Here is a 23,258-nt window from a genome sequence, read left to right on the forward strand (position 1 = left end):
CGTCCGCGCCACTGAATGCGATAGCGGCATCAGACGAACCAGGCGCGAGATGCACCTAGCCCGAATCCCGCTCCACGAGCCGCAGCCCGTCACCCGGAGGCTCGGGCTTCTCCGCAGACGCGTCGAGATCCGCGAGGACGAGTGCGGCGAGATAGCGGGCCTGCACCTCGATGGACTGTGCGACGGTCGTGAGCGGAGGCGCCGCGAGCGCTGCCGCGGGGACGTCGTCGACTCCCACCACCCTCATGTCGCCCGGGCAGGACAGTCCCTCGACCCGCAGGCCCGCGAGCACCGCGAGCGCGACGTCGTCGTTGTAGGCGGCCACGGCGGTGACCTCCTGGTCCCGCCAGGCACGGACGGCGGTCGCCGCGGCCGCGGCGTCGAGCGCGACAGGATGAACCACCGGCTCCGGAAGGCCGAGCCCAGCACAGGCACGCTGCACCCCGAGCAGACGGTCCCTCGCGAAGTCATCGAGCCGGGGGTCGGTGGGCCACGCGTACCCGAGACGTTGGGCTCCGCCCGCGGCGAGGCGCCGGGCCTGCAGGGCTCCGATGGCGAGCTGGGTCTCCGACGGAGGGGCGGGGCCCGGCTGATGCTCCTCGCCGAGGGTCCCCAGCACCTGGATGCCGGCCTGCCGCATCATGAGGAGGTCCTCGTCGGAGAAGGGTGCGAAGCCGATCACCGCACGCGGCGTCACGGCGCGCCACAGGTCGGCGAGCGGGCGGGTCCGCCGCCCGTGATGCACGAGGACAGTCAGCCCGCGGCCGGACAACTCGTCGGCGAGCTCGTCCAGTAGGGTCTCCATCACCGGTCCCACGGGCCAGTCGGGCAGGATGCACAGCACCAGGTCGCTGCGTCCGGTACGCAGGGCACGGGCCGCAGCCGACGGCGCATACCCGAGCCGGGCCGCGGTCTCCCGCACGCGGCGCCGGGTCTCCTCGGAGATGGTGACGCCCTCCCTGCCGGTCAGGACATAGCTGACGGTCGTCCGCGAGACCCCGCTCTCACGGGCCACGTCAGCGCTGGTGATCCCGGCCACCGCTCCCCCTTCCAGCCCCCGACTCCTGCCTGCCAGTGTAGGCGGGGCCCTGCTCCTCCCCGCTGCCGGATCGCACCGCCCGCGGCGTCGTCCCGCACCACCGGCGGACACAGCGCGTGAGGGCGGACTGTTCGGACAGCCCCACGAAGGCAGCCACCTGCTGCAGCGGCAGGTCCGTCCGGGTGAGCAGCCGCAGCGCCGCGTCGCGGCGGGCGTCGTCGAGCAGGGATTCGAAGGACGTGCCCTCCGCGGCGAGCCGGCGCTGCAGGGTCCGCGTGTGCATGCCGAGGAGCCTCGCTGCGGAGTCGATGCGCGGCGGCGAGGTGCCCAGCATGCGGTCGATCGTGTTCCGGACCTGCGGCGCCACCACGCGCCCCGGCTCGGGGAAGTGGCTGTGCAGGTAGTCGAGGGCGATCTCCCGCAGCGTGCCGTCCACCCCGGCGAGCGGTCGGTCGAGCAGGCTCCTCGGCACGCGCAGGAGGGACGCGGCCTGGCCGAACCGCACCTCCGCCCCGAAGAATTCCGTGTACCGGGCGGCGGGCGCCTTCGGCAGGTGCGAGAGGTGGACCGAGTGCAGGCCGTACGGACCGTCCACCAGGAAGCGGAGCATGCGGTGCGAGAAGGCGAGGATCGCGTCGGTCGCCTGCCGCGGCGGAGCCCCCTCGGAGGATCCGTAGCAGAGGCCCACGTCGCCGGGCCGCCCCTCGGGGTCGGCGACGATGGTGAACCGCAGGACCGGGCTGTGGAGGAACAGGAACTGGGAGGCGCACTCCAGGGCGGCGCCCACGGTGGGTGAGTTCTGGATGGCGACCGCAAGCGGGCCGAGGATGCCGATGTCCTGGTACTCCGAGATGCGCAGGCCCAGGTCCGGGCAGGGCAGCGCACGGGCGGCCCCCTCGAGGAGCTTCGCCATGGCGATGTCGGAGACGAGGACATCGTCGCTGTCGATCGCCTCGAGCGGCACGCGGTACTGCGCCGCGAGGGCCGCGGCGTCGCCCCCGAACTGCTCGACGACGTCGCGGAAGCCGCGCATGCCGGCGGATCGGATGACGGAGCCCATGTCGTCCAAGGGTAAATAGCTGTCGCGTGAAGTCAAGTACGCGGGAGGGTTCGCCGGAAGAATGGGAGATATGGATTCCAGCATCGAACACCTCGACGTCGTCATCGTGGGCGCAGGTCTGTCCGGCATCGGCGCCGCCTACCGGGTCTCGACGGAACTGCGCGGCAAGAGCTTCGCCGTCCTGGAAGCACGCGCCGCCATCGGCGGCACATGGGACCTCTTCCGCTACCCGGGCGTGCGGTCCGACAGCGACATGTTCACGCTCGGCTACCCGTTCCGCCCGTGGACCGAGGCCAAGGCGATCGCCGACGGGTCGTCCATCCTGAAGTACATCCGCGACACCGCGGAGGAACCCCGCATCCGGGACAGCATCCGGTTCCACACCAGGCTCGTCAGCGCCGCCTGGTCCTCGGAGGACGCCCGGTGGACCCTCGAGCTGGACGTCACGGACTCCGGTTCCGGCGCGGTGGAGCGCCGCCGGCTCACGTGCGGATTCCTCTACCTCTGCAGCGGTTACTACGACTACGACCGCGGGCACGAGCCGACCTTCCCCGGCCTCGACGCCTTCGAAGGGGAGGTGGTGCGTCCCCAGTTCTGGCCTGAGGGCCTCGACTACACGGGCAAGCGCGTCGTCGTGATCGGCAGCGGAGCCACCGCCGTCACCCTGGTGCCGTCCATGGCGAAGGACGCCGCGCACGTGACGATGCTGCAGCGCTCCCCCACCTACATCACGGCCGTGCCGAGCCGCGACAAGTTCTCCGACGCCGCCCGCCGCCACCTGCCCGCCGGGATCGCCCACCACGTGGCCCGTGCGAAGAACGTGCTGTTCACGCAGGCGTTCTACCAGCTGTGCCGCCGCCGCCCGGAGATCGCCAAGAAGCTCATCCGCACCCAGACCGCGCGGATCCTCGGTGACGAGAAGACGGTCGCGGAGAACTTCACGCCCGCCTACAACCCGTGGGACCAGCGCCTGTGCGTCGCCCCCAGCGCGGACCTCTTCAAGGCGATGAAGCAGGGCTCGGCGTCCGTGGTCACGGACACCATCGACACGTTCACCCCGCACGGGATCCGCCTGGCATCCGGGCAGGAACTCGAGGCCGACGTCGTCGTCACCGCCACGGGGCTCTCGATGCTGCCGCTGGGAGGCGCGAGGTTCACCGTCGACGGCGCCCCGGTGAACCTCGGCGACTCCTGGGTGTACCGGGGCCTGATGGTCAGCGGCGTACCGAACCTCGCGCTGTGCGTCGGCTACACGAACGCCTCGTGGACGCTCCGGGCGGACCTCAGCTCCCGGTACGTCTGCCGCCTCATCCGGTACATGGACCGCAACGGCCACCGCTCCGGGGCGCCCGCCGTCGACGGCCCGATGAAGGCCCGCCCCATCCTGGACCTGACCTCCGGCTACGTACAGCGCGCCGTCTCGGCGTTCCCCAAGCAGGGCGACCGGCAGCCGTGGACCATGCGGCAGAACTACCTGCTCGACGCCCCCACCGCACTGCACGGCAACCTGGCGAAGAACATGGTCTTCGACGCGCCCGCACCGCCCGCTGCCCCGGCCCCCGACCTCCAGGAGATCCACGCGTGAGCATCCAACCCTTCCAGTTCGCCGGGTCCACCGCCGTCGTCACCGGCGCCGCCGGGGGCATGGGCGAGCACCTGGCCCGCGGCCTCGCCGAGCGCGGCAGCACCCTGCTGCTCGTGGACCGCGACACGGACCGGCTCGACGCCGTCGCGGCGTCCATCCGCGCCACCCACCCGGGCAGCAGCGTCACGACGTTCACGGCCGACCTCGCGGACCGTGACGCCGTCGAACGCCTGGCGACCGATCTGCTCGCCGCGACCGACCGCGTGGACCTGCTCGTCAACAACGCCGGCGTGGCCCTTGCCGGCCGCTTCGACCAGATCAGCATGGACGATTTCGACTGGGTCATGGCCATCAACTTCACCGCGCCCGTGCTGCTCACCCACCGGCTGCTCCCGCGGATCGCGCCCGGCGGGCACATCCTGAACGTCTCGAGCCTGTTCGGCCTCGTGGGACCGAAGGGCCAGACCGCCTATTCCGCCAGCAAGTTCGCGCTGCGCGGCTTCACCGAAGCGCTCCGCAACGAGCTGCTCCCCCGCGGGATCGGCACCACCACCGTGCACCCCGGCGGCATCCGGACGAACATCGCCCTCAATGCGCGGATCGGCGGGAACCTCAGCGACCGCGACGTGAAGCACGCCAAGGAGGACTTCGACCGGCTCCTCACCTTCCCCGCGGACCGCGCCGCAGGGCTCATGCTCGAGGCGGTCAAGGCCCGCAAAGCCCGCCTGCTGATCGGCCTCAGCGCGAAACTGCCCGACGTCGTCGCCCGCGTGGCACCGATGTCCTTCGGTACCCTCGAGCGCCGCGCCACGAGCCTCGCCCGCCTCGCGGGCAAGGTGCGCCGATGAGCGGCGGCCGTCCCGGCGTCGAACCGTCGACCGGGATCCCCATGTCAGGGGGCGACGACGGCTACCTCCTGGTGGACGGCGTCCGCGTCCGCTACCGCGATGCCGGCGCCCGGGACAAGCCGCCCGTCCTGCTGCTGCACGGGATAGGCCGCAGCCTCGAGGACTGGGAAGGGCTGTACGGGCGCCTCGCCCCGGATCACCGGGTGATCAGCATGGACCTGCCCGGCTTCGGTCTGTCCGAGCGCACGGCGGGCCGGTACTCGATGGAGTCGATCGCCCGCTTCGTGATCGCCGCCCTCGACACCCTCGGGGAACACCGGCCGCTGCATGTGGTGGGCAACTCGCTCGGCGGCGCCATCGCCATGAAGATCAGCACCCTCGAGCCGCAGCGCGTGCGGAGCCTCGTGCTCGTGAACAGCGCCGGATTCGGCAAGGAGGTGACGATCGCGTTGCGCCTGCTCGCCGTCCGCCCGCTCGGCCGGCGCCTCATGAAGGACAAGTCACGCAAGGCCGCCTACCGGACGGAGCGGGCCCTGTTCTACGACAAGCGCTTCGTCACGGAGGAGCGGCTCGACCACGCCCAGGAGGTGGGCCGGAACCCGGTGTACGACGACGTCCTGCTCGCCGTCGCCCGCCACCTCGGTACCGTCCGCGGCGTGCGCCGCCGCTGGCGGACCGACCTCCTGCGCACGGTCGCAGCGCAGCACAAGCCCACCCTTCTGGTGTGGGGCGACGAGGACCGCATCCTGCCGGCGTCGCACCTCGAACACGCCCGGACGATGTTCCCGCACGCCGAGGTCCACCTGTTCGAGAAGTGCGGGCACATGCCCCAGATCGAGCGGGAGGACGAGTTCGACGCCCTCGTCCGACAGTTCGTGGGCGGGGTCGAGGCGCAGGGGTAGCACGGCCCGGCACCCTTCACGGGATCGTTGGATCCGCCCACCGGGAACCCTTACCCGGTGGGCATGGTCGAACATTCCCACTCTGCGGACCCGGGCGGTGGGAGGAACGGCCCGGCGGTGGGGGCTCGACCCCTTACGAGGGCGGGGACTGCGTGGTGGAATGGCCCATGACCCGCGTCGTCTTCTATACCGCCACCACCCTCAACGGCTTCATCGCGGACGAACAGAATTCGCTGGAGTGGCTCTTCGCCGTCGAACCCCCTCCCCCGGAGGAGTACGAGCGGTTCCTCGACAGCGTAGGCGTGCTGGTGGAGGGTTCGACGACGTACGAATGGGTGCTGGCCTTCGAGCGGCTCCTGAAGGAGCCGGCCAAGTGGGCTGCACTGTACGGCGACCGTCCCACCTTCGTCTTCACGAGCAGGGAACTGCCTGTCCCGGAGGGTGCGGACGTGCGGCTGGTCTCCGGAGACGTCCGGCCGGTGTTCAGGCACCTGCGCGAAGCCGCGGGGCCGCGGGACATCTGGGTCGTCGGTGGCGGCGACCTCGCGGGGCAGTTCCTCGCCGCGGGCCTGCTCGACGAGATCCGGATCGCGGTCGCGCCCGTGGCGCTGACGGCGGGAGCGCCGCTGCTGCCCCTGCGCGTCGAATCGGACCGGCTGACGCTGCGGTCCGTCGAGCAGCAGGGGCAGTTCGCCGTCCTGACCTACGACGTCGCGGCGGGGGACGGCTAGGCTCCTTCGTTCAGCGGCTGGAGCCGTTGCGTACATTCGTTCAGCGGCATGAACCGCCAGATGCTTTTGTTCAGCGGCGGCCACGCCCCGTCGCTCAATGGCAGGAGCCGCTCGATCCCTTCGTGCAGCGGGGGCTACGCCCCTTCGCTCAGCGGCGGGAGCCGCCAGGTGCCCTCGTTCAGCGGGGCCGCCGAACCCCTCAGCGGCGGTTGCGCCGTGCCGCCGTCCGGAGCTGGATGATGCGGACCGCGCCGATGAGTGCCACCACGGCGCCGCCGCCGACCGCCGCGATGAGCAGTGCGAGGCCGAGCGCGATGGATCCCTCGAGGCCGAAGAACGTCACGAGGACCGGAGCATCGTTCTGCAGGAAGAACACGATCAGGAGCACGAGGAGCACGAGGGCTGCGATGACCGCCGTCCAGATAGCGCCCGCCCGCGTGTGGGACTCGCCCTTGCCTGCCGGCGCCGTCGTGCCGTGATGCGGCTGGGGCGTGTCGCCTGTCGTCATGGTGGATCCCTTTCGTCGAGGAACAGGGCGATAGCCCTGCCCGAAGAGTCCAGCCTACTACTAAGCATGCTTACTTGTGGCTCGGATGATGTCTCGCGCAGGGGACCCGGAGGGCCTCGTCAGCCCTGGTCGGCATCCGGGATGTAGGCCTCCTGCCAGCGCTCGACTTCTTCGAAGAACTGCACCCGGGCCGGCTCCGGCGAGAGCGCGAGGTCATGGATGCCGCCCGCGATGCGCACGAGGGTGACGAGCCTGCCGAGCTTCGGCGCCCGCCCGGCGATATGCGCGACGTCGAGCACGACGTCGGTCGAGGAGATGCGCGCGGGCTCCTTCACGGGATTCGAGGTGGCGTCCGAGCACGCGACCAGCACGGGGCAGTCGATCGCGAGGCCACGGTTCAGTTCCGCGTGCCCGTGGCGGATGGCGCGCAGCCAGCCGGCGACGACGGGGAAGCCTCCGTGGGGCTTCCACGCCAGGTCGTAGTCCCATTCACCTCCCGATGCCCGGTGCAGGTACCGGCCGTACGCGGTGCCGAGCTTCCCGACGACGGCACGCGGCCTGAGCGTCCCGAGGCGATGCACGGCCGCGGTGCCGAGGGTGCGCTGGAACAGGCTCGCGTTGAGGTCGAACCAGGGACTGTTGAGGAGGAGGGCATCGACGATCCCCTGTCCGCGACGGCGGTGCGCCCACAGGGACGTGACCAGGCCGCCCGTGGAGTGGCCGATGACCGCGAGGACGTCGTGGCCCTCGTCCTCGCGGATGATGCGCGCCGCCTCGTCGAGCTCTTCGTCGTACGCGTCCAGCGACGTGATGTAGTTCGGCGTCTGGTGCTCACGGACGGACCGGCCGTACTTGCGGAGGTCCAGCGCGTAGAAGTCGAAGCCGGCGGCCAGCCAGGCGTCGGCGAGGTGCGTCTGGAAGAAGTAGTCCACAAAGCCGTGCACGTAGAGGACGGCCCGGCGCGAGCCGGCGGGGAGGGTGCGGCGCACGAGCGTCGCGACGACGTCGCCCTCCTCGTCGGGACGCAGGGACAGCGTCCGCACCTCGTAGTCCGCCCCCAGGATGTCCTCGCGGTAGGCGTCCTGCTGTTCTGTATCGGTTGTCATCATGATCCTCGTCGATCTGCTCCTGCCGGACGACCGCCGGCGCTGCTCCGGCGGGACCGCCGGGCACCGTTCACCTCGGGCAATACCGCCGCCACCAGTGTGTCACTCGTCACGGACACGGCGCCGCCGCCCCGCCACGACCTCAGGATCCGCGCCCGGGTGCGGGTCGGAATACATTGGTTTCATGAGCACAGACGAGACCGTGGACAGGCCACTCGACAGGCCGCGGGGCAGGACGGACGACGCCGGCACGGGCCCGGGCCCCGAGCCCGCCACCCGCATGCCCGTCGCGATCACGACGGCGACCGTCGCCGACGCCGCGCAGCTGGCCGCCGTCGCGGCCGTCACCTTCCCCCTGGCCTGCCCGGCCGATTCGCTGCCCGAGGACATCGCGCGGCACATCGCGACCCAGCTCTCCGCCGAACGCTTCACCGCGTACATCGAAGCCCCGCAGCACACCCTCCTCTGCCTGCGCGAGGGCGACCGCATCCGCGGCTGGAGCATGGTGGTGCTGGAGCAGCCCACGGATCCGGACGTGCTCGCCGCACTCTCGATCTCGCCCACCGTGGAACTCAGCAAGTTCTACGTCCACCCCGACCAGCACGGGCGCGGCGCCGCCGCGGCCCTGATGCGGCGGACCCTCGAGCTCGCCGCGGGGTCCGGGTTGCCGGGGGTATGGCTCGGCGTGAACCAGGAGAATGCGCGCGCCCTCCGGTTCTACACGAAACATGGTTTCCGGCGCGTCGGAACCAAGCGCTTCCGGCTGGGTGACCGCTTCGAGGACGATTTCATCCTGGAACAGGCGCTTCCCGGCGCGCCGGGGAACGCCTGACGGGCGCCCGACGTACGCCGGACAGGTGCACCGGGGAGCCCCTGGCTGGTGCCCGGGCGAACGGGACGGGTATCGGGCCATGCCCGACAAATGCCCGACGGAGGACCGGGAACCCCTGATGGGTGCCCCGGCCGGGTGTGACGTTCACCGGGCGTCCTCCCGATGAACGCCTTGCCGAAACGCTAGGCGACGGTGAGCTCGCCCATCTGGCCCCAGCCCTCGGCGCCGATCCGTTCGCTGATGATCTCCGGGGTCTTCACGAGTGCCTGCGGCATGTCCTGCATCGCCTGGGTGAAGTGGTCGCTGCTCACGTGCGCCTCCGCGGCGTCGTCCTGGAACGCCTCGACGAGCACGAACTGGTGGGGGTCCTCGACGCTGCGGGACCAGTCGAACCAGAGGTTGCCCGGCTCCTGGCGCGTGGCCTCCGTGAAGTCCCGCGTCAGGTCGATCCAGCGGTCACTCCACTCGGGCTTCACGGTGAATTTGACGACGATGAAGATCATGGGATGGTGCCTTCCTGGTGGATGCTCGGTACCTCTCCAACCTATAAGGTCCTTCCGCAGGCCGCATGCCGGCCCGCCTCGTGTGCAGGAGGAGTTGTCAGATCGCGAGGCTCGGGTGCAGCTTCTCCATCGACCACGAGCGGCCGCGGTGGGATGCGACGACGGACAGCGCCGCCGCCAGGACGAAGAAGACCAGGAGCTGCCCGGCCGCGAGCCAGACGACGCCGGGGTCCCCACCCGCGATCAGGTGGCGCAGCCCGGTCACGGCATGGGTCATCGGCAGGAGCGGGCTCAGGAACTGGAAGAACCCGGGCTCGGTGGCCACGGGGTAGGTCCCGCCCGCGGTGGTGAGCTGCAGCATGAGCAGCACCAGCGCCACGAGCCTGCCGACACCGCCGAGCAGCGCGACGAGCGACTGGTGGATGGCCGTGAAGACCAGCGCGGTGAGGATGGTGAAGGCCAGCAGTCCCACGGGGTGGGGCGTGGTCAGACCGACGCCGGCCATCAGGATACCCAGCAGGACCAGCGCCTGGAGGACCGCCAGGAGGGCGCCCTGCAGGTAGCCGGCGGCGGACACGCGCCAGGACGCCGCCGTGGAAGCCAGGGCCCGCGGCGAGACGGCGCGCAGGACGATGTACGTCACCATGCCGCCCACCCAGAGGGCCAGCGGGATGAAGTAGGGCGCCATACCCTCGCCGTAGGCGTCCACGGCATTGTCGTGTGTCCGCTCGATCGCGACCGGCGAGGACGCGACGTCACCCAGCTCGGCGCGTTGCCCCTCCGTGTACTCCGGCACCTGCTGAGCACCCTGGTCCAGCTGCTGCGCGAGGTCCTGTGACCCGCTGGAGAGCCGGCCGAGTCCGCCCTCGAGCGAGGTGGCGCCGTCGTAGGCCTGGCTGGAGCCGTCGGAGAGCGACGCCGCTCCCCCGGACACCTCCGTCGCACCCGCGCTGAGGGTATCCGCACCGGTGGCGAGCTGCGCTGCGCCGCCGGAGGCGGACACGATCCCGTCGCGGAGTCCCGGGGTGTTCGCGGCGAGAGCCGCGGTCCCGTCGGAGAGCCGGGCGAGACCACCGGAGAGATCGGCGGCACCCTGCGACACCGTCGCCGCACTGCGCTCCAGGGACGCCACCGGGAGGGGCCAGCGCGTGGAGGTCAACCTGCTGTCGTCCCTGCTCTCCGGACTGGTCAACCAGGCATCGAGCACCCTGGCGACCGGCCAGGCGCCCCAGCGGATGGGAAATGCCCACCCCAGCATCGCCCCCTACGAGACCCTGCTCACGGCCGACGGCCCTGTGGCGATCGCCGTCGGAACGGANCGTCGGCCGCACCGGCGGCACCGGTCGAGGCCGTGCGGGCGCCGCCGGCGAGGTCGGCGGCGGACGAAGCCAGCGTGCCTGCTCCGGCCGAGACCTGTTCGCTGCCGGTGGCCGCAGCGTCCGCGCCGGTGCTGAGTTGCTGCAGTGCGGCGAGCCGCTCGGCGTCGGAGAGGGCGGCGTAGGTCGCGGTGAGCTGCGCGAGCCCGTCGGCGACGGTGCGTGATCCACCCGCTGACTGTCCGGCCCCGGCCTGGAGATCGGTGGCGCCCGCAGCGAGGGCGTCCGCGCCGTCCCCCACCTGCCCGACGCCGTCGGCGACCTGGCGCGTGCCGTCGGCCAGGGTCGCGGCGGAGGCGGAGAGCCGGCCCGCGCCGTCGGCGACGGACTGCGTCCCGGTGGCGAGCTGCGCGGCGCCGTCCTGCAGGGCCACTCCACCCGTGGCGGCCGACGAGGCACCGTCGGCGAGCTGCTGTGCCTGCGGGACCAGGTCCATCGTGGCGGTGTCGAGCCGTCCCAGCCCGGCGGCGAGATCCCCGGCCCCGGCCGAGAGGTCGGCGGCGCCGGCGGCCACCTGGGCGCTACCGGAGGACAGTCGGGTGCTGCCGTCCACGAGGCTGCCCAGACCGACGACGAGCGAGGCACTCCCCTCGTCCGCGCTGCGGGCGCCGTCGGCGATCGTCCCGGCACCCTCGCCGGCCTCGGCGAGCTTGCCGTGGAGGGAGGAGAAGCCGAGGTAGATGCTGTCGAGGTAGTCCGCCGTGGCACCGGAACGCACCTGGCGCTGCAGGTTCGCGGCCACGGTGTTGCCGACCTGGCCCACGATGTAGCTGTCGGCGTCGTCGGTGGTGATGTGGAGCATCGCCTGCGCGGGCTCCTCGCCGCCGACGGAGGCGAGGGTCGAGGAGAACTCTGCTGGGATGTCCAGCGACGCGGCGTAGGTGCCGTCGTCGAGCCCCCTCTCCGCATCTTCCCGGCCGACCTCCACCCAGGTGAACCCGGCGTCGTCGGAGGAGGTGAGGGTGTCGGTGAGGTCGGCGCCGGCGGAGATGGTGCTCTCGGAGCCGTCGGGACCCGCGGCGGTGGCGGGCTCGTCCTCGTTGACGACCGCGGCCGTGAGGTGGTCGAGGTTCCCGGTCGGGTCCCAGTTGGCGGCGAGGTAGAGACCCCCGTACAGGGCGGGGATGATCGCGATGATCAGCAGCGCCGCCCTCGATTTCAGGGTGATGCGGAAACGGGAAAGTTCCGTGCGGAGCAGGGAGAACACGGGTTACCTGATTTCGGAGACTGGGATCGGTGCGGGAGGTTCGGGCACTGCTGCGGGACCCGGCTCGGAGCCGAGCACGTGCACGACGGCGGGGCGCAGCGGGAGCGCGCTGATCCGGGGCCCGGCCCCGCCGAGGCCCTCGAGCTCACGGGCGTCCTGGCAGGTGGCGACGACGGTCAGCGGGACGGAGTCCTCGCGGCGTGTCCGCTCGACGGTGAGGAGCGCGGCCCAGGCGGCGCGACGCTCGTCGGCGGTGCGGAGCCGGTCGACGTCGTCGACCACCAGGACGTCGGGGCCCGGGACGAGGGCGAGGACGACGCCGAGCGTGAAGCGCGCCACCGGAGAGGCGTCGCGGACGAGCTCGCTGCGGTGGAGCCGGGCATGCCTGAGTGGCACGGCCGCGGGGTCCTCGCCGAAGGCCTCCTCGAGGGCGCCGAGCAGGGTGTTGGCGGTGGTGATGACGCGGTCCACCTGATCCCGGGAGGCGGCGGGCTTCCACCACGGCCCGGCCAGCTTCAGCGCATCGGCCACGTGGTGCCGGACGGTGAGCGTCTCGTCGAGCGGCACCACGGTGTCGTTCCCCGTGAAGCCGACCCGGCGGCGCACCGTGCCGGCATGCCGCGGCAGCGCGTGGCCGAGGACGGACGCCTGACCGGCGGTCGGGACGAGCCGCCCGGCGAGCGCCAGGGCGAGGGCTGTCTTGCCGGTCCCCGAGGCTCCCGCGAGGACGGCCAGCGACCCGGCGGGGACGTCGAAGGTGACGCCCTCGAAGATCATGCGCTTCCCGGCACGGAGGGTGAGCCCCTCGACGGAGAGGGCCGCGGGGACGGCCGACCCGGAGACGGCCGACCCGGAGGCGGCCGACGCGGGAACGGCCGACGAGGGAACGGCCGGCGCAGGGATGGCCGACACGGGAACAGCCGACACGGGAACGGCCGACGCGGGATCGGCGGGACGATGCTGCGGTGCGGGCGGAGAGGTGGTCATGTGTCCTTCAATTTCAATACCCAAAGTATTCAATACCAATGGTATCGTAATCGCAGGAGGACGAATGACGATCATGGATGCCAGTGGCGGCGGAACGGAAGGACGGCCCCGACGCCGCCCACGCCGGGAAGACGTACGCGCGGGACTGCTCGCGGCAGCCCTGGAGGTCTTCGAGGAGATCGGCTACGTGGCCGCCCGCCTGGACACGATCGCCCAGCGTGCCGGCTACACGAAGGGCGCGGTCTATTCCAACTTCGGCTCGAAGCAGGAACTCTTCGCCACGCTCCTGAGCGAGCGGCTCGCCGATACCGCCGCCGACATCCTCAGCCGCGTGGACCACCTGAACTCGCTGGACGAGACGGTCCTGCACGCCGCCCGCTACCTCGCCCGCGGCGTCGTGCGTGAACAGCGCTGGCACGCGCTCGTCGTCGAGTTCGCCCTGCAGGCCGGCCGCGATCCGGAGGTCGGGGAGGTCTTCCGCGAGCACCGCCGCACCCGGCGCACCCTCCTCGCCTCCACCCTCGCCGAGCGGGCCGCCGCGTTCGGCGCACCGTCGGACCCCGCGCACTACACGGTCTTCGCGACCATCCTGCTGGCCACGGTGAACGGCATGGCCGTCGAGTGCGCGGCCGATCCCGAGGCCATCACCGAGGAGCAGGTCACCGAGAGCATCGCGGCAGTACTGCGCGCGGCCCTCGCCCCCTGACGGCTGGCCGCCCCGGCCCCCGCGGCGTTACCGTCGGAACCTGCCCACCCAAGGGCATGACGACGGGAAAGGGGGACCATGGACTGGGAACCGGTCCTCGAGATCGCCGTCGGGCTCCTGGCCGCCTATGCGTTCCTCCTCGCCTGCCTCGCCGTCTATGCACGGCGGCATCCGGACGTCATCTCGCTACGGGACGCGCTGCGCCTGGGCCCGGACCTCGTCGGTCTCATCCGCCGCCTCGCCGCGGACCGTTCGGTCCCGGTGCGGACGCGCGTCCTGCTCGGCCTCCTCGCGGTCTACCTCGTGGTGCCGATCGACCTCGTGCCGGACTTCCTGCCCGTGATCGGCTACGCGGACGACGTCGTCGTGATCGCCGTCACCCTGCGGGCCGTGGTGCGGACGGCAGGTCCGGAGGCACTGGCCCGGCACTGGAAGGGATCCGACGCCGGCCTGCGCGCCGTCCGCGCGCTGGCGGGCGTGAGGGAACCCGGAGCGGACGGGACCGACGGGACAGGCAGTGATGACGGCACCGACGGGGCCGGCGGGGCCGGCCGCAACACGGCGTAACGCAAAGGCAGGGCCGGTTTTCCACCGGGCGTAGTCTGCTGCGCATGCAGCAGTCCCCGGGATCGATCCCAACCCTTGACCTCAGCACCGCCCGCTCCGCCGACGGATCCTTCACCCCCGGCTTCATCGAGGAACTGCGCGACGCCGCCCACACCGTCGGCTTCTTCCACATCATCAACTACGGCGCCACCCCCACGCAGGCGGACGATCTCTTCGACGTCACCCGCCGCTTCTTCGACCTCCCGCTGGAGGAGCGCCTCCGGATCCACAACCGGTCCTCGCCGCACTTCCGCGGCTACGCCGGCCTCGGCACCGAGATCACGCGCGGCCGCCCCGACGCCCGCGAGCAGATCGACTTCTCCCCCGAGCGCGAGCCCCTGGCGGACTACCCCGCCGACGAGCCGTACTGGCTCCTGCAGGGCCCCAACCTCTGGCCCCGCACCGCGCTGCCCGAGCTCGAGGAGCAGGCCATGGCGTGGGCGGCGCTGATGTCGCGCGTCGGCGCCGAGCTCCTCTCGGCGATCGCCGTCGCCCTCCACCTCCCCGAGGACTACTTCGCCGAACCCTTCGAGGGCACCCCGGCCTGGATGGCCAAGCTCGTGCACTACGTGGGCGGGGTCGTCGAGGGAGCCGGCTCGCAGGGCGTGGGCGCCCACGCCGACTACGGGTTCGTGACCCTCCTCCTGCAGGACCAGGTGGGCGGCCTCGAGGTCCTCCCCCACGGCGCCGACGAGTGGGTCCCGGTCACACCGATCCCGGGGGCGCTCGTGGTCAACCTCGGCGAGATGCTCGAGGTGGCCACCGAGGGCTACCTCGCGGCCACCATCCACCGCGTCACCGCACCCGCACCGGGCGTGGACCGCTACGCCGTCCCGTTCTTCTGGTCCCCGCGCCTCGACGCCGTGATCGAGCCGGTCCCCCTGACCGAGGACCTGCGGGCCACGGCCCGCGGCATCTCGGACGACCCCGAGAACCCGATGCTGTCCTCCTACGGCTCCAACATGCTGAAGGGCCGGGCGCGTGCGCACCCGGACGTCACCGAACTGCACCACCCGGAGCTCGCGCGGAAGTAGCTCATCCGGGCCCTGTGCCCCGCACGCACGACGACGGCGGCACCCATCCGGGTGCCGCCGTCGTCGTTCATGGAACCTGCAGGGAGGACGCTCAGGCCTCGCCCATCATGAGGCCCTCGATGGAGTGTTTCTGCGTGATCGGCACCAGGGCGTCCACCACAGGGCAGACCACGTGGCGGCGGACCCGCTCGGGCAGGGCGTCGTAGAAGGGCTTCGTCACGGCCATGGCGTGGTGTTCCGCGTTGCCCGCGCCGGGGGCGTCCACCCCGAGCACCAGGACAGGCCGGGACTTCTGCGACTCGTTCCTCGTGCCGCGGTGGATCGTCAGCGCGGAGCGGGCGGAGATGTCACCCATCCTCGGGTACTTGCGCTCGGCGAGAGCCTCGTACCGCGCGTACGCCGACTTCGGCGGGAACATCTCGTGGTCGAAGCCCTCGGGCAGGTCCCACTGCGTGCCGGGAGCGACCTCGAAGGGGCCCATGTCCTCCTCGGTGTCGACGGCGGTGAGGTTGAACGCCAGCGACGTCAGCCGCCCGGTCTCCCGCGTCTCCTCCGGCATCGGGAAGTCGCGGTGCCACGGCTGGTTGACGGCGCCGGGGCCCGGGACGTCGAACCCGAGCTCCACGATCTCGTAGTCCGGACCCAGGACGGACTCGCACACCATGCGCACCCACGGGTGGTCCACGAGGTCCACCCAGCCCCGCAGCTGTTCGGGGTGGATCTCGACGTAGTACCGCTTCGGCCCACGCCCGACCGCCCCGTTCGGGCGTGCGAGCGCCTCGGCGAGAGCCGCGTCGATGTCCTCGCGCATCTCCGCCGCCCACTCGCGCGTGAACGCACCCTGCTGCGCGATCACGCCGCGGGTGTACAGGCCTTCGACGGCCGCAGCGGCCTCGGGCGACGCCCCGTCGGGGATCCGGGACGCGACGGACCCGTGCATGCCGGTGGGATCAGACATGGTCGGGCCTCCAGGCCTTGCCCATCACGATCTTCCGGATCTCCGCCACGGGCAGCTTGGGCTTCCGGTTCTCGTCCGTGAGGCCGTTCGCCTCCTGCAGGGTGTCGGTCAGCTGGGTGTAGCAGAACCCGGACAGGAAGGGGCTGTCCTGGAGGGCCGTGAACAGCGCCTCAAGACGCCGTGCGAAGTCCTCGCCGGACTCGGCGGTGGAGTAGCCCCACGTCTCGATGGGACTGTTCGGCGCGTAGAGGATCCCCCCGAACTCGGACACCATGACCGGCTCGGTCCGCGGCAGGCCCGGCAGGACGCTCAGGCGGCGCCCGGCGGGCCCCACGCCGTCGACGAGCGACTGGAAGGTCGGCAGGTCCCGGTAGTTCGCGTGGAGGTCGTCGTACGTCGTCGCGTAGTCGTGGATGGTGAAGATGTCCGACTCCACGTGCTCCCAGCCGTCGTTGGAGATGACCGGGCGGGACGCGTCGAGGGCCTTCGTGAGGTGGTACATGGCCTGGGCGAAGTGCTTCTGTGCCGGACTGTGGGAGATCTGCTGGACGCCCCAGCTCTCGTTGAGGGGAACCCAGGTCACGATGCACGGGTGGGACCGGTCACGCTGCACAACGCTCGCCCATTCCCGGGCCACGCGCTCCATCGCGGTCGGCGAGAACTCGAAGGTGCTGCCCATCTCCCCCCAGACCAGCAGGCCGAGGCGGTCCGCCCAGTAGAGGAACCGGGGGTCCTCCACCTTCTCGTGCAGGCGGGCGGCATTGAAGCCGAGGTCCTTGATGAGCTGGACCTCCTCGCGCAGCGCGGCGGCATCCGGTGCGGCGAGGAGCGAATCCGGCCAGTAGCCCTGCTCGAGCACCGACCGCACGTAGAAGGGGCGGTCGTTGAGGAGGAAGTGGCGTCCCGCCGTCCCGACGCTGCGCAGGCCGAAGTAGGACCACACCTCGTCCACCGGCGAACCGTCGGCGTCGAGCAGGGTGACGGTCGCGTCGATCAGGCGGGGATGGTCCGGGGACCACAGCAGCGACTCGTAGGCCTGGCCGTTGGCCTGGTGCGGGATCACGCAGTCCATCACCACGCGGGACTGGGCGGCCGACGTCGAATAGGTGCCCAGTGGCTGGCCGTCGAAGCTCAGGTCCACCCGCACCGTCAGGGCGCCGACGCGCTGCGGCGAGATCGCGAGCTCGAGGCGGGCGGAGCCGTTCGGGACGTCCGGCTCCCAGGTCACGGCCTCGATGAACGACGCCGGGACGGACTCCAGCCAGACGGGCTGCCAGATGCCGGTGGTGCGGTGGTACCAGATGACGTGCGGATCCTCGAGCCAGTCCTGCTTGCCGCGGGGCTGGGCGACGTCGTGCGGGTCGTCCTCGGCCCGGACGACGAGCACCAGGTCCTCGCCCGTGACGGCGTGGCTGGTCACGTCGAACGAGAAGGGGCTCTGGCCACCCTCGTGGGAGCCGACGAGCTGCCCGTTGATCCAGACCGTCGCCCGGTAGTCCACCGCGCCGAAGTGGAGGAGCAGCCGGTCACCCTCACCCGCGCGACCGCTCTCGTCGATGTCCGCCTGCGTGATCGTCCGGCGGTACCAGACCACCGGGTGGAAACCGGTCTCGTGCACACCCGACATCGCGGACTCGGGCGGGTACGGGACGGTGATGGTGAGGGGGAACGGCGCACCGGCGGAGAACCAGCGATCCGCTTCGCCCGCGTCGTCGTCGTCATGGCTGAAGTCCCACTGGCCGCCGAGATCCATCCATCGGCGGCGGAGGAGCTGGGGCCGCGGGTAGGTCCCGTCCTGGGTACTGGCTGTCAACGCTTCTGGATTCGGCATGCCGATATCTTGTCCCATTTTTGCAGCGCTGTAAAGCCTTTTATCGGGGCATGAGGGCGGGGGCTCCGAGGGGTGCGCTCTCGCGGATCGTCAGCGCGTGGGAGACGATGCGGTGCCGCCCCACGCCGTGGTAGCCGTCGATCCGCTCGCGCAGCAGCTCCAGGGCCGTGGCCGCGAGTTCCCGCTTGTCCGGTGCGATCGAGGTCAGCGGCGGGGTGGCCCATCGACCGAGCTCGGTGTCGTCCCACCCGACGACGGCGACGTCGCGGGGCACCTGGACGCCTGCCTGCCGCAGTGCGAACAACGCGCCGGTCGCGAACCTGTCGTCGCGGCAGATGAGGCCGTCGAACGCGAGGCCGGAGGCGAGGGCGTGGGCCACCGCCCGGGCACTCTCCTCCGGCGTGAAGTCGGACACCGACAGCACCAGGCCCGGGTCGAGGGGCATCTTCGCGTCGACGAGGCCCTGCTGGTACCCGAGGAGCCGCTGGTCCGTTGATCCCGTGGTGTCCCCAGAGACCACACCGAGGAACGCGATGCGGCGCCTCCCCTCACCCACGAGGTGCCGCACGCCCTCCTGCGCCGCCACCACGTTGTCGATCATGACGTGATCGGCCGTGACGGGCATGGTCGACTCCCCGAGGAGCACCACCGGGACGTCGCGCTGCAGCCGGGCGACCTCGATGGACTGCATCCGCACGGGGTGGAAGATGACGCCGTCCACGAGGCCCGCCTCGCGGTCGCTCAGGACCGCCCGCTCCGCCTCCGGATTGCTCAGCGTCTGCTCCACGATGACCCGGTAGCCCAGGCGGCTGGCCTCCTCCGCGATGTACCGCGAGAGTTCGGAGAAGTACGGGTGGTCGATCTCCGGGATCGCGAGGGCGATCATGCCGGTCTTGCCCGTCGCCAGCCGCCGCGCCGTCAGATTGGGCTTGTACCCCAGTTCGTCGATGGCCTGCTGCACCTTCCGGCGCATCTCGGGCGTGACGTGCGGGTAGTTGTGGACGACGTTCGACACCGTCTTCATCGACACGCCGGCCACTTCGGCCACATCCGCAAGTCGGACTTTCCTCATCTGGGTCTCCTCGGGTCGATCCCAGTCTAAATCGGAGACCCGGGGGCGCCGGCCCGGGCCGGAACTCCGTGCGACAAATCGCTGGACACTAATTTTACAGCGCTGTAAGCTCGGTCACACGCTGAGCCACTCACCTGGAAGTGCGCAACGTTTTCAACGAGGAGGACACCATGAACCATCCGAAGCGATCCCTGCGCGGACGCCTGCGGGCCGCCACGGCCCTGGGCGCCGTCGCACTGCTCGGCCTGACCGCATGCGGCGGTTCCGGCAGTGAGCCGGCCGCCAGTGAATTCACCGGCGAGTACGACGGCCCCGCGGTCGAACTCTCCTTCTGGAACGGCTTCACCGGCGGTGACGGCCCGTTCATGGAGACCATGATCGAGGAGTTCAACGCCGAGCACGAGAACATCAAGGTCAGCTCCAACACCATGCAGTGGGCGGACTTCTACCAGCGCCTCCCGGCGGCTGTCACCGCAGGCGAAGGCCCCGACGTCGGCGTCATGCACCTGGACCAGCTGTCCTCGATGGCCGCACGCAACGTGATCGTGCCGGTCGACGACCTCACGGACACGCTGGAGCTGACGGGTGACGACTTCACTCAGGAAGTCTGGGACGCCGGCGTCTACCAGGACGAGCGGTTCGGCGTCCCCCTGGATGTCCACTCCCTGGCCATGTACTACAACACGGAGCACTTCGAGAAGGCCGGCATCACCGAGGCCCCCACCGACGCGGCATCCTTCGAGGACGCGCTCACGAAGCTGCAGGCTGCGGGCTACGACACCCCGTTCTGGATGCCGTCGCTCTGGCCGAGCCACCTGATGAACCTCTCCCTCCAGTGGCAGAACGGCAACGAGCCGTACGACGCCGAGGCCTCCAAGGCCAACTTCGCCTCCCCCGAGGGCCTCGAGGCCATCGACTGGCAGCGGGGCATCGTCGAGGACGGGTACAGCCCCTCCAACGTCGCGATCGACTCGCAGTACGTCGCGTTCAAGAACGGCGAGACGTCGATCACCTGGGACGGCATCTGGCAGCTCAACGACCTCGAGGCGTCCGGCATGTCCTACGCCTCGGCGCCCATCCCCACGATCTTCGACGAGAAGGCCGTCTGGGCCAGCTCGCACAACTTCTTCCTGCCCCGCCAGGCACAGCCCGATCCCGACAAGCAGAACGCAGCCAAGGTGTTCATCGCCTGGATGAGCGAGAACTCGGCCGAGTGGGCCGGTTCCGGCATGATCCCCGCCCGCGAATCCGTCCGCGCGGAGGGTGCCCTCGAGGGCATGCCGCAGGAGGCCATCGCCGAGGAGATCGACTCCATGCGCTTCCTCCCGCCGGTCCCCGGTATCGGTGCCGTCCAGACGGAGACCCTCGAGGTCGGCGTCAACAAGGCGGTCCTCGGCGAGGAATCACCCGAGGACGCCATGACCGAGGCAGCAGACAACGCCTCGTCCCTCATGGAAGAGAACAAAGCGTCGTTCGGAGAGTAAGAACCATGACCACGCTGAAGCAGCAAGAAGGGGGTGCCTCCTCACGGAAGGGGGCACCCCGCCCGTCGGGGACGTCGTCGTCCCGCGAGATCCGCAAGCAGGCCGCCGCCACCCCGTGGCTGTTCCTGGCCCCGTATCTCGTCCTGTTCATCGCGTTCGTCCTGGTGCCCATCGTCTTCGGCGCCTGGATCAGCCTGCACACCTGGGACTACACGCGGCCGCTCAAGCCGTTCGTGGGTCTCCAGAACTACGTCGAGCTGTTCACGCCCGATTCCAGGCAGTTCACGAACTTCTGGGGGTCGATGCAGGCCACCGGCATCTTCACCCTGTTCAGCGTGCCGCTCCTGCTCACCATCCCGCTCGCCGTGGCACTGCTCATGGCCAAGAAGTTCCCGGGCCGGAACTTCTTCCGGGCGGTCTACTTCGCGCCCTACGTCCTGGGCGTCGCGGTCGTGGCCGTGATGTGGCGGTACCTGCTCGACAACAACATCGGCCTGGTCAACTACTACCTCGGACTGCTGGGCCTCCCGAACGACATCGCCTGGACCACCTCGACCCCGGCCGCATGGGTGGCCCTCGTGGGCGTGACCGTGTGGTGGACCCTCGGATTCAACGCCGTCATCTACCTGGCCGGCCTCCAGGACATCCCCTCGGAGCTCTACGAGGCGGCCCGGATGGACGGCGCCAGCCCCTGGCAGCAGTTCGTGAACGTCACGATCCCCGGCCTCCGCCCCGTGCTGTCCTTCGTGACCCTCACCACCCTGATCGCGTCGGTCAACATGTTCGGGCAGTCCTACCTGATCACCCAGGGCGGACCGGGCAGGGAGACCCGCACGGCGATCTACCAGATCGCGGATACGGGCCTCCGCAACTTCCAGATGGGCAGCGCCGCCGCCATGAGCTACGTGCTGACCGTCTTCCTCATCGGCCTGAGCCTCGTGGTCTTCTGGCTGTTCCGCGAACGGAAGGATGCCCGATGAGCTCGGCCGTCGATACCCGCACCACCCCCACGGACGCCCCGTCGGCGAAGCAGGCGCGCAGGATCCAGCCCCGCACCCTCGTCAAGATCGTCCTCCTCGCGCTCGTGGCGCTGATCTTCATCAGCCCGATGATCTTCATGATCGTCACCTCGTTCAAGACGCGCGCCGACGCGACGGCCATCCCGCCGTCGTGGATCCCCAACCCCTTCTCCCTCGAGGCATACAGGACGATCCTCGCCCCGGGGACCAACACCCCCGTGCTGCGGTGGTTCGCGAACAGCATGGTGGCCGCGATCATCCACTCGGCGCTCGTGGTCGTGACGGCCTCCCTGGCCGCATACCCGCTGGCCCGGATGAACTTCCGCGGCAAGAAGATCGTCTTCGCGGTCATCGTCGCGACGCTGCTGGTCCCTCCGGTGATCCTCGTGATCCCGAACTACCTGCTCGTCAGCGACCTCGGCTGGCTGAACTCGCTCGTCGCGATCATCGTGCCGACGGCGGCCTCCGCGTTCGGTGTGTTCTTCATGCGGCAGTTCTTCATCTCCCTGCCGGACGACCTCGAGGAGGCTGCGCGGATCGACGGCGCGAACCGCTTCCAGATGTTCACGCGCATCATCCTGCCGCTCGCGAAGCCGGCCATGGCCACCCTGGCACTGCTGGCGTTCCTCGGTAACTGGAACGACTTCCTGTGGCCGGTCTACGTGCTGTTCACGCCCGAGGTGCAGACCCTGCCGCCGGGCCTGTCCACGCTGCAGTCGGCCAACGCCGTCCGCTACGACCTCCTGATGGCCGGTGCCGTGATCGCCAGCGTGCCGGTGCTCGCCCTGTTCGTCTTCCTCCAGCGCTTCATCATCGAAGGTGTGTCGCGGTCCGGGGTGAAGGGGTGACCCGTCCGCTCCCGGGCCGCCTGCTCGCCCTGCTGGCGGTCGCCGCGCTTGCCGCGGCGACCGCCGGCTGTGCTCCGTCGGAGCCGTCGGAGGCGTCGGAGGCCGCGCCCACGGCGGCGGAGCAGAACCCCACCAGGGTGCTGGACGAGGAGTTCGCCGATCCGGACATCCTCCAGGTCGGTGACACCTACTACGCCTACGCGACCGAGGGGAACCGCAAGAACGTCCAGGTGGCGACGTCCACGGACCTCCTCGAATGGGAGCAGCTCGACGCCGACGCGCTGCCGGAGCTCCCCTCGTGGATCATCCCGGGCAAGACCTGGGCGCCCGAGGTGACCGAGGTGGTGGAGGGACAGTTCGTCCTCTATTTCACCAGTACCAACTTCGAACCCACGGTGCAGTGCATCGGCGTCGCCACCGCCACGGACCCTGCGGGGCCGTTCACGGTCGCCGGGGACGCGATGCTGGTCTGCCCCGAGGACGAGGGCGGGGCCATCGACGCCAGCACCTTCGTGACCGACGAGGGCCTGAACCTGGTCTGGAAGAACGACGGCAACTGCTGCGACAAGGACACCTGGATCCAGACGGCACCGCTCACGGCGGACGGTCTGTCACTCGCCGGACCGACGCAGAAGCTCATCAGGCAGGACCTCCCGTGGGAGGGCAACCTCGTCGAGGCCCCGACCGTCGTGCCGCGTGACGGCGGGTACGTGCTGCTCTACTCCAGCAACGACTACGGCGGACGGTCCTACAACGTGGGCCAGGCCTCGGCCCCGGCACTCGAGGGGCTCTGGGAGAAGGCGCCGGAGCCCTTCCTCACGTCGGACTCCTTCGGCGGCGATCGCTACATCGGCCCGGGCGGACAGGACCTGGCCATCGCTCCCGACGGTCAGGCCTACCTCCTGTTCCACAGCTGGGACGCAGCGGTGACCTACCGGTCGATGCACGCGGAACCGGTCGAATGGACGGGAACCGGACTGACACTGACGGACAGCTGAGCACCCCGACTGCGGGGC

General features: G+C 70.5%; 23 protein-coding genes and 1 pseudogene. 13 read left to right on the forward strand and 11 right to left on the reverse strand.

Annotated elements, in window-relative coordinates:
• Nucleotides 1–55: 55 nt before the first annotated feature.
• Nucleotides 56–1,039: a LacI family DNA-binding transcriptional regulator gene (locus RY94_RS09560; RefSeq protein ID WP_043444413.1), complete on the reverse strand. Its 984-nt coding sequence runs from the start codon at nucleotides 1,037–1,039 to the stop codon at nucleotides 56–58.
• Nucleotides 1,017–2,099, reverse strand: coding sequence for an AraC family transcriptional regulator (locus tag RY94_RS09565; RefSeq protein WP_082046224.1), 1,083 nt, complete (start codon nucleotides 2,097–2,099; stop codon nucleotides 1,017–1,019). Before RY94_RS09565 ends, RY94_RS09560 begins: the two co-directional genes overlap by 23 nt.
• A gap of 70 nt (nucleotides 2,100–2,169) precedes the next feature.
• On the opposite strand from RY94_RS09565, the gene RY94_RS09570 reads away from it, so the two are divergent.
• The 4 genes from RY94_RS09570 (at nucleotide 2,170) to RY94_RS09585 (ending at nucleotide 6,165) form a co-directional block, all read left to right on the forward strand.
• The gene (locus tag RY94_RS09570; protein ID WP_156135115.1) at nucleotides 2,170–3,684 is read left to right on the forward strand and encodes a flavin-containing monooxygenase; all 1,515 of its coding nucleotides are present in this window, start codon (nucleotides 2,170–2,172) and stop codon (nucleotides 3,682–3,684) included.
• The gene (locus RY94_RS09575) at nucleotides 3,681–4,532 is read left to right on the forward strand and encodes an SDR family NAD(P)-dependent oxidoreductase (protein WP_231554483.1); all 852 of its coding nucleotides are present in this window, start codon (nucleotides 3,681–3,683) and stop codon (nucleotides 4,530–4,532) included. The genes RY94_RS09570 and RY94_RS09575 overlap by 4 nt, the downstream gene beginning before the upstream one ends.
• A complete protein-coding gene (locus RY94_RS09580) occupies nucleotides 4,529–5,434 on the forward strand; it encodes an alpha/beta fold hydrolase (RefSeq protein WP_197060641.1) in 906 nt (301 codons plus the stop codon). The genes RY94_RS09575 and RY94_RS09580 overlap by 4 nt, the downstream gene beginning before the upstream one ends.
• 167 nt (nucleotides 5,435–5,601) lie before the next feature.
• The gene (locus RY94_RS09585) at nucleotides 5,602–6,165 is read left to right on the forward strand and encodes a dihydrofolate reductase family protein (protein WP_043444417.1); all 564 of its coding nucleotides are present in this window, start codon (nucleotides 5,602–5,604) and stop codon (nucleotides 6,163–6,165) included.
• A 199-nt stretch (nucleotides 6,166–6,364) separates the two neighbouring features.
• On the opposite strand, the gene RY94_RS09590 is transcribed toward RY94_RS09585, so the two are convergent.
• Nucleotides 6,365–6,673 (reverse strand): lipopolysaccharide assembly protein LapA domain-containing protein, encoded by a 309-nt coding sequence (locus RY94_RS09590; protein WP_082046225.1) that lies wholly within the window; start codon nucleotides 6,671–6,673, stop codon nucleotides 6,365–6,367.
• Nucleotides 6,674–6,792: 119 nt separating this feature from the next.
• Nucleotides 6,793–7,782 (reverse strand): alpha/beta hydrolase, encoded by a 990-nt coding sequence (locus tag RY94_RS09595; RefSeq protein ID WP_231554484.1) that lies wholly within the window; start codon nucleotides 7,780–7,782, stop codon nucleotides 6,793–6,795.
• Nucleotides 7,783–7,963: 181 nt separating this feature from the next.
• Here RY94_RS09595 and RY94_RS09600 point away from each other — a divergent pair, with 181 nt between their 5' ends.
• Nucleotides 7,964–8,611 (forward strand): GNAT family N-acetyltransferase, encoded by a 648-nt coding sequence (locus tag RY94_RS09600; protein WP_331375519.1) that lies wholly within the window; start codon nucleotides 7,964–7,966, stop codon nucleotides 8,609–8,611.
• 182 nt (nucleotides 8,612–8,793) lie between these two features.
• Here RY94_RS09600 and RY94_RS09605 read toward each other — a convergent pair whose 3' ends face one another.
• Together RY94_RS09605 and RY94_RS09610 are read right to left on the reverse strand one after the other, a co-directional pair.
• Nucleotides 8,794–9,114: a putative quinol monooxygenase gene (locus RY94_RS09605; protein WP_043444419.1), complete on the reverse strand. Its 321-nt coding sequence runs from the start codon at nucleotides 9,112–9,114 to the stop codon at nucleotides 8,794–8,796.
• A 97-nt stretch (nucleotides 9,115–9,211) separates the two neighbouring features.
• The gene (locus RY94_RS09610; RefSeq protein ID WP_231554494.1) at nucleotides 9,212–10,321 is read right to left on the reverse strand and encodes a YhgE/Pip family protein; all 1,110 of its coding nucleotides are present in this window, start codon (nucleotides 10,319–10,321) and stop codon (nucleotides 9,212–9,214) included.
• On the opposite strand from RY94_RS09610, the pseudogene RY94_RS17860 reads away from it, so the two are divergent.
• Nucleotides 10,221–10,439 (forward strand): annotated as a pseudogene (locus RY94_RS17860) (CoA transferase); the annotation flags it as partial. The gene RY94_RS09610 and the pseudogene RY94_RS17860 sit on opposite strands and share 101 nt — an antisense overlap.
• Here RY94_RS17860 and RY94_RS09615 read toward each other — a convergent pair.
• Nucleotides 10,393–11,697, reverse strand: a complete 1,305-nt coding sequence (locus tag RY94_RS09615) for a YhgE/Pip family protein (RefSeq protein WP_052274202.1) — start codon at nucleotides 11,695–11,697, stop codon at nucleotides 10,393–10,395. The pseudogene RY94_RS17860 and the gene RY94_RS09615 sit on opposite strands and share 47 nt — an antisense overlap.
• 3 nt (nucleotides 11,698–11,700) lie before the next feature.
• Nucleotides 11,701–12,684 (reverse strand): ATP-binding cassette domain-containing protein, encoded by a 984-nt coding sequence (locus RY94_RS09620; RefSeq protein WP_043444421.1) that lies wholly within the window; start codon nucleotides 12,682–12,684, stop codon nucleotides 11,701–11,703.
• Nucleotides 12,685–12,748: 64 nt separating this feature from the next.
• Here RY94_RS09620 and RY94_RS09625 point away from each other — a divergent pair, with 64 nt between their 5' ends.
• The 3 genes from RY94_RS09625 (at nucleotide 12,749) to RY94_RS09635 (ending at nucleotide 15,030) form a co-directional block, all read left to right on the forward strand.
• Complete coding sequence (locus RY94_RS09625) at nucleotides 12,749–13,390, forward strand: TetR/AcrR family transcriptional regulator (protein ID WP_052274203.1); 642 nt, start codon at nucleotides 12,749–12,751, stop codon at nucleotides 13,388–13,390.
• Between the two features lie 78 nt (nucleotides 13,391–13,468).
• Nucleotides 13,469–13,957, forward strand: coding sequence for a YkvA family protein (locus RY94_RS09630; RefSeq protein WP_082046229.1), 489 nt, complete (start codon nucleotides 13,469–13,471; stop codon nucleotides 13,955–13,957).
• 44 nt (nucleotides 13,958–14,001) lie between these two features.
• Nucleotides 14,002–15,030 (forward strand): isopenicillin N synthase family dioxygenase, encoded by a 1,029-nt coding sequence (locus RY94_RS09635; protein ID WP_043444422.1) that lies wholly within the window; start codon nucleotides 14,002–14,004, stop codon nucleotides 15,028–15,030.
• A gap of 91 nt (nucleotides 15,031–15,121) precedes the next feature.
• Here the strand turns inward: RY94_RS09635 and RY94_RS09640 are convergent, their stop codons facing one another.
• From RY94_RS09640 to RY94_RS09650, 3 genes are read right to left on the reverse strand one after another with little or no spacing between them, the layout of a single operon-like run.
• Complete coding sequence (locus tag RY94_RS09640; protein ID WP_197060643.1) at nucleotides 15,122–15,988, reverse strand: phytanoyl-CoA dioxygenase family protein; 867 nt, start codon at nucleotides 15,986–15,988, stop codon at nucleotides 15,122–15,124.
• Complete coding sequence (locus RY94_RS09645; protein WP_043444424.1) at nucleotides 15,981–17,819, reverse strand: glycoside hydrolase family 2 protein; 1,839 nt, start codon at nucleotides 17,817–17,819, stop codon at nucleotides 15,981–15,983. The genes RY94_RS09640 and RY94_RS09645 overlap by 8 nt, the downstream gene beginning before the upstream one ends.
• A gap of 40 nt (nucleotides 17,820–17,859) precedes the next feature.
• On the reverse strand, nucleotides 17,860–18,891 hold the full coding sequence (locus RY94_RS09650) for a LacI family DNA-binding transcriptional regulator (RefSeq protein ID WP_052274204.1): 1,032 nt from the start codon (nucleotides 18,889–18,891) through the stop codon (nucleotides 17,860–17,862).
• A gap of 170 nt (nucleotides 18,892–19,061) precedes the next feature.
• Here RY94_RS09650 and RY94_RS09655 point away from each other — a divergent pair, with 170 nt between their 5' ends.
• From RY94_RS09655 to RY94_RS09670, 4 genes are read left to right on the forward strand one after another with little or no spacing between them, the layout of a single operon-like run.
• Entirely contained in the window at nucleotides 19,062–20,375 is a 1,314-nt protein-coding gene (locus RY94_RS09655) for an ABC transporter substrate-binding protein (RefSeq protein ID WP_156135117.1), read from the forward strand.
• 5 nt (nucleotides 20,376–20,380) lie between these two features.
• A complete protein-coding gene (locus tag RY94_RS09660; protein WP_043444426.1) occupies nucleotides 20,381–21,355 on the forward strand; it encodes a carbohydrate ABC transporter permease in 975 nt (324 codons plus the stop codon).
• On the forward strand, nucleotides 21,352–22,242 hold the full coding sequence (locus tag RY94_RS09665; protein WP_043444428.1) for a carbohydrate ABC transporter permease: 891 nt from the start codon (nucleotides 21,352–21,354) through the stop codon (nucleotides 22,240–22,242). Before RY94_RS09660 ends, RY94_RS09665 begins: the two co-directional genes overlap by 4 nt.
• The gene (locus RY94_RS09670; RefSeq protein WP_231554485.1) at nucleotides 22,239–23,240 is read left to right on the forward strand and encodes a glycoside hydrolase family 43 protein; all 1,002 of its coding nucleotides are present in this window, start codon (nucleotides 22,239–22,241) and stop codon (nucleotides 23,238–23,240) included. The genes RY94_RS09665 and RY94_RS09670 overlap by 4 nt, the downstream gene beginning before the upstream one ends.
• Nucleotides 23,241–23,258: the final 18 nt, after the last annotated feature.

Origin of the sequence: Arthrobacter sp. L77 (assembly GCF_000816565.1) — a bacterium.
Lineage (GTDB): Bacteria > Actinomycetota > Actinomycetes > Actinomycetales > Micrococcaceae > Arthrobacter_D > Arthrobacter_D antioxidans.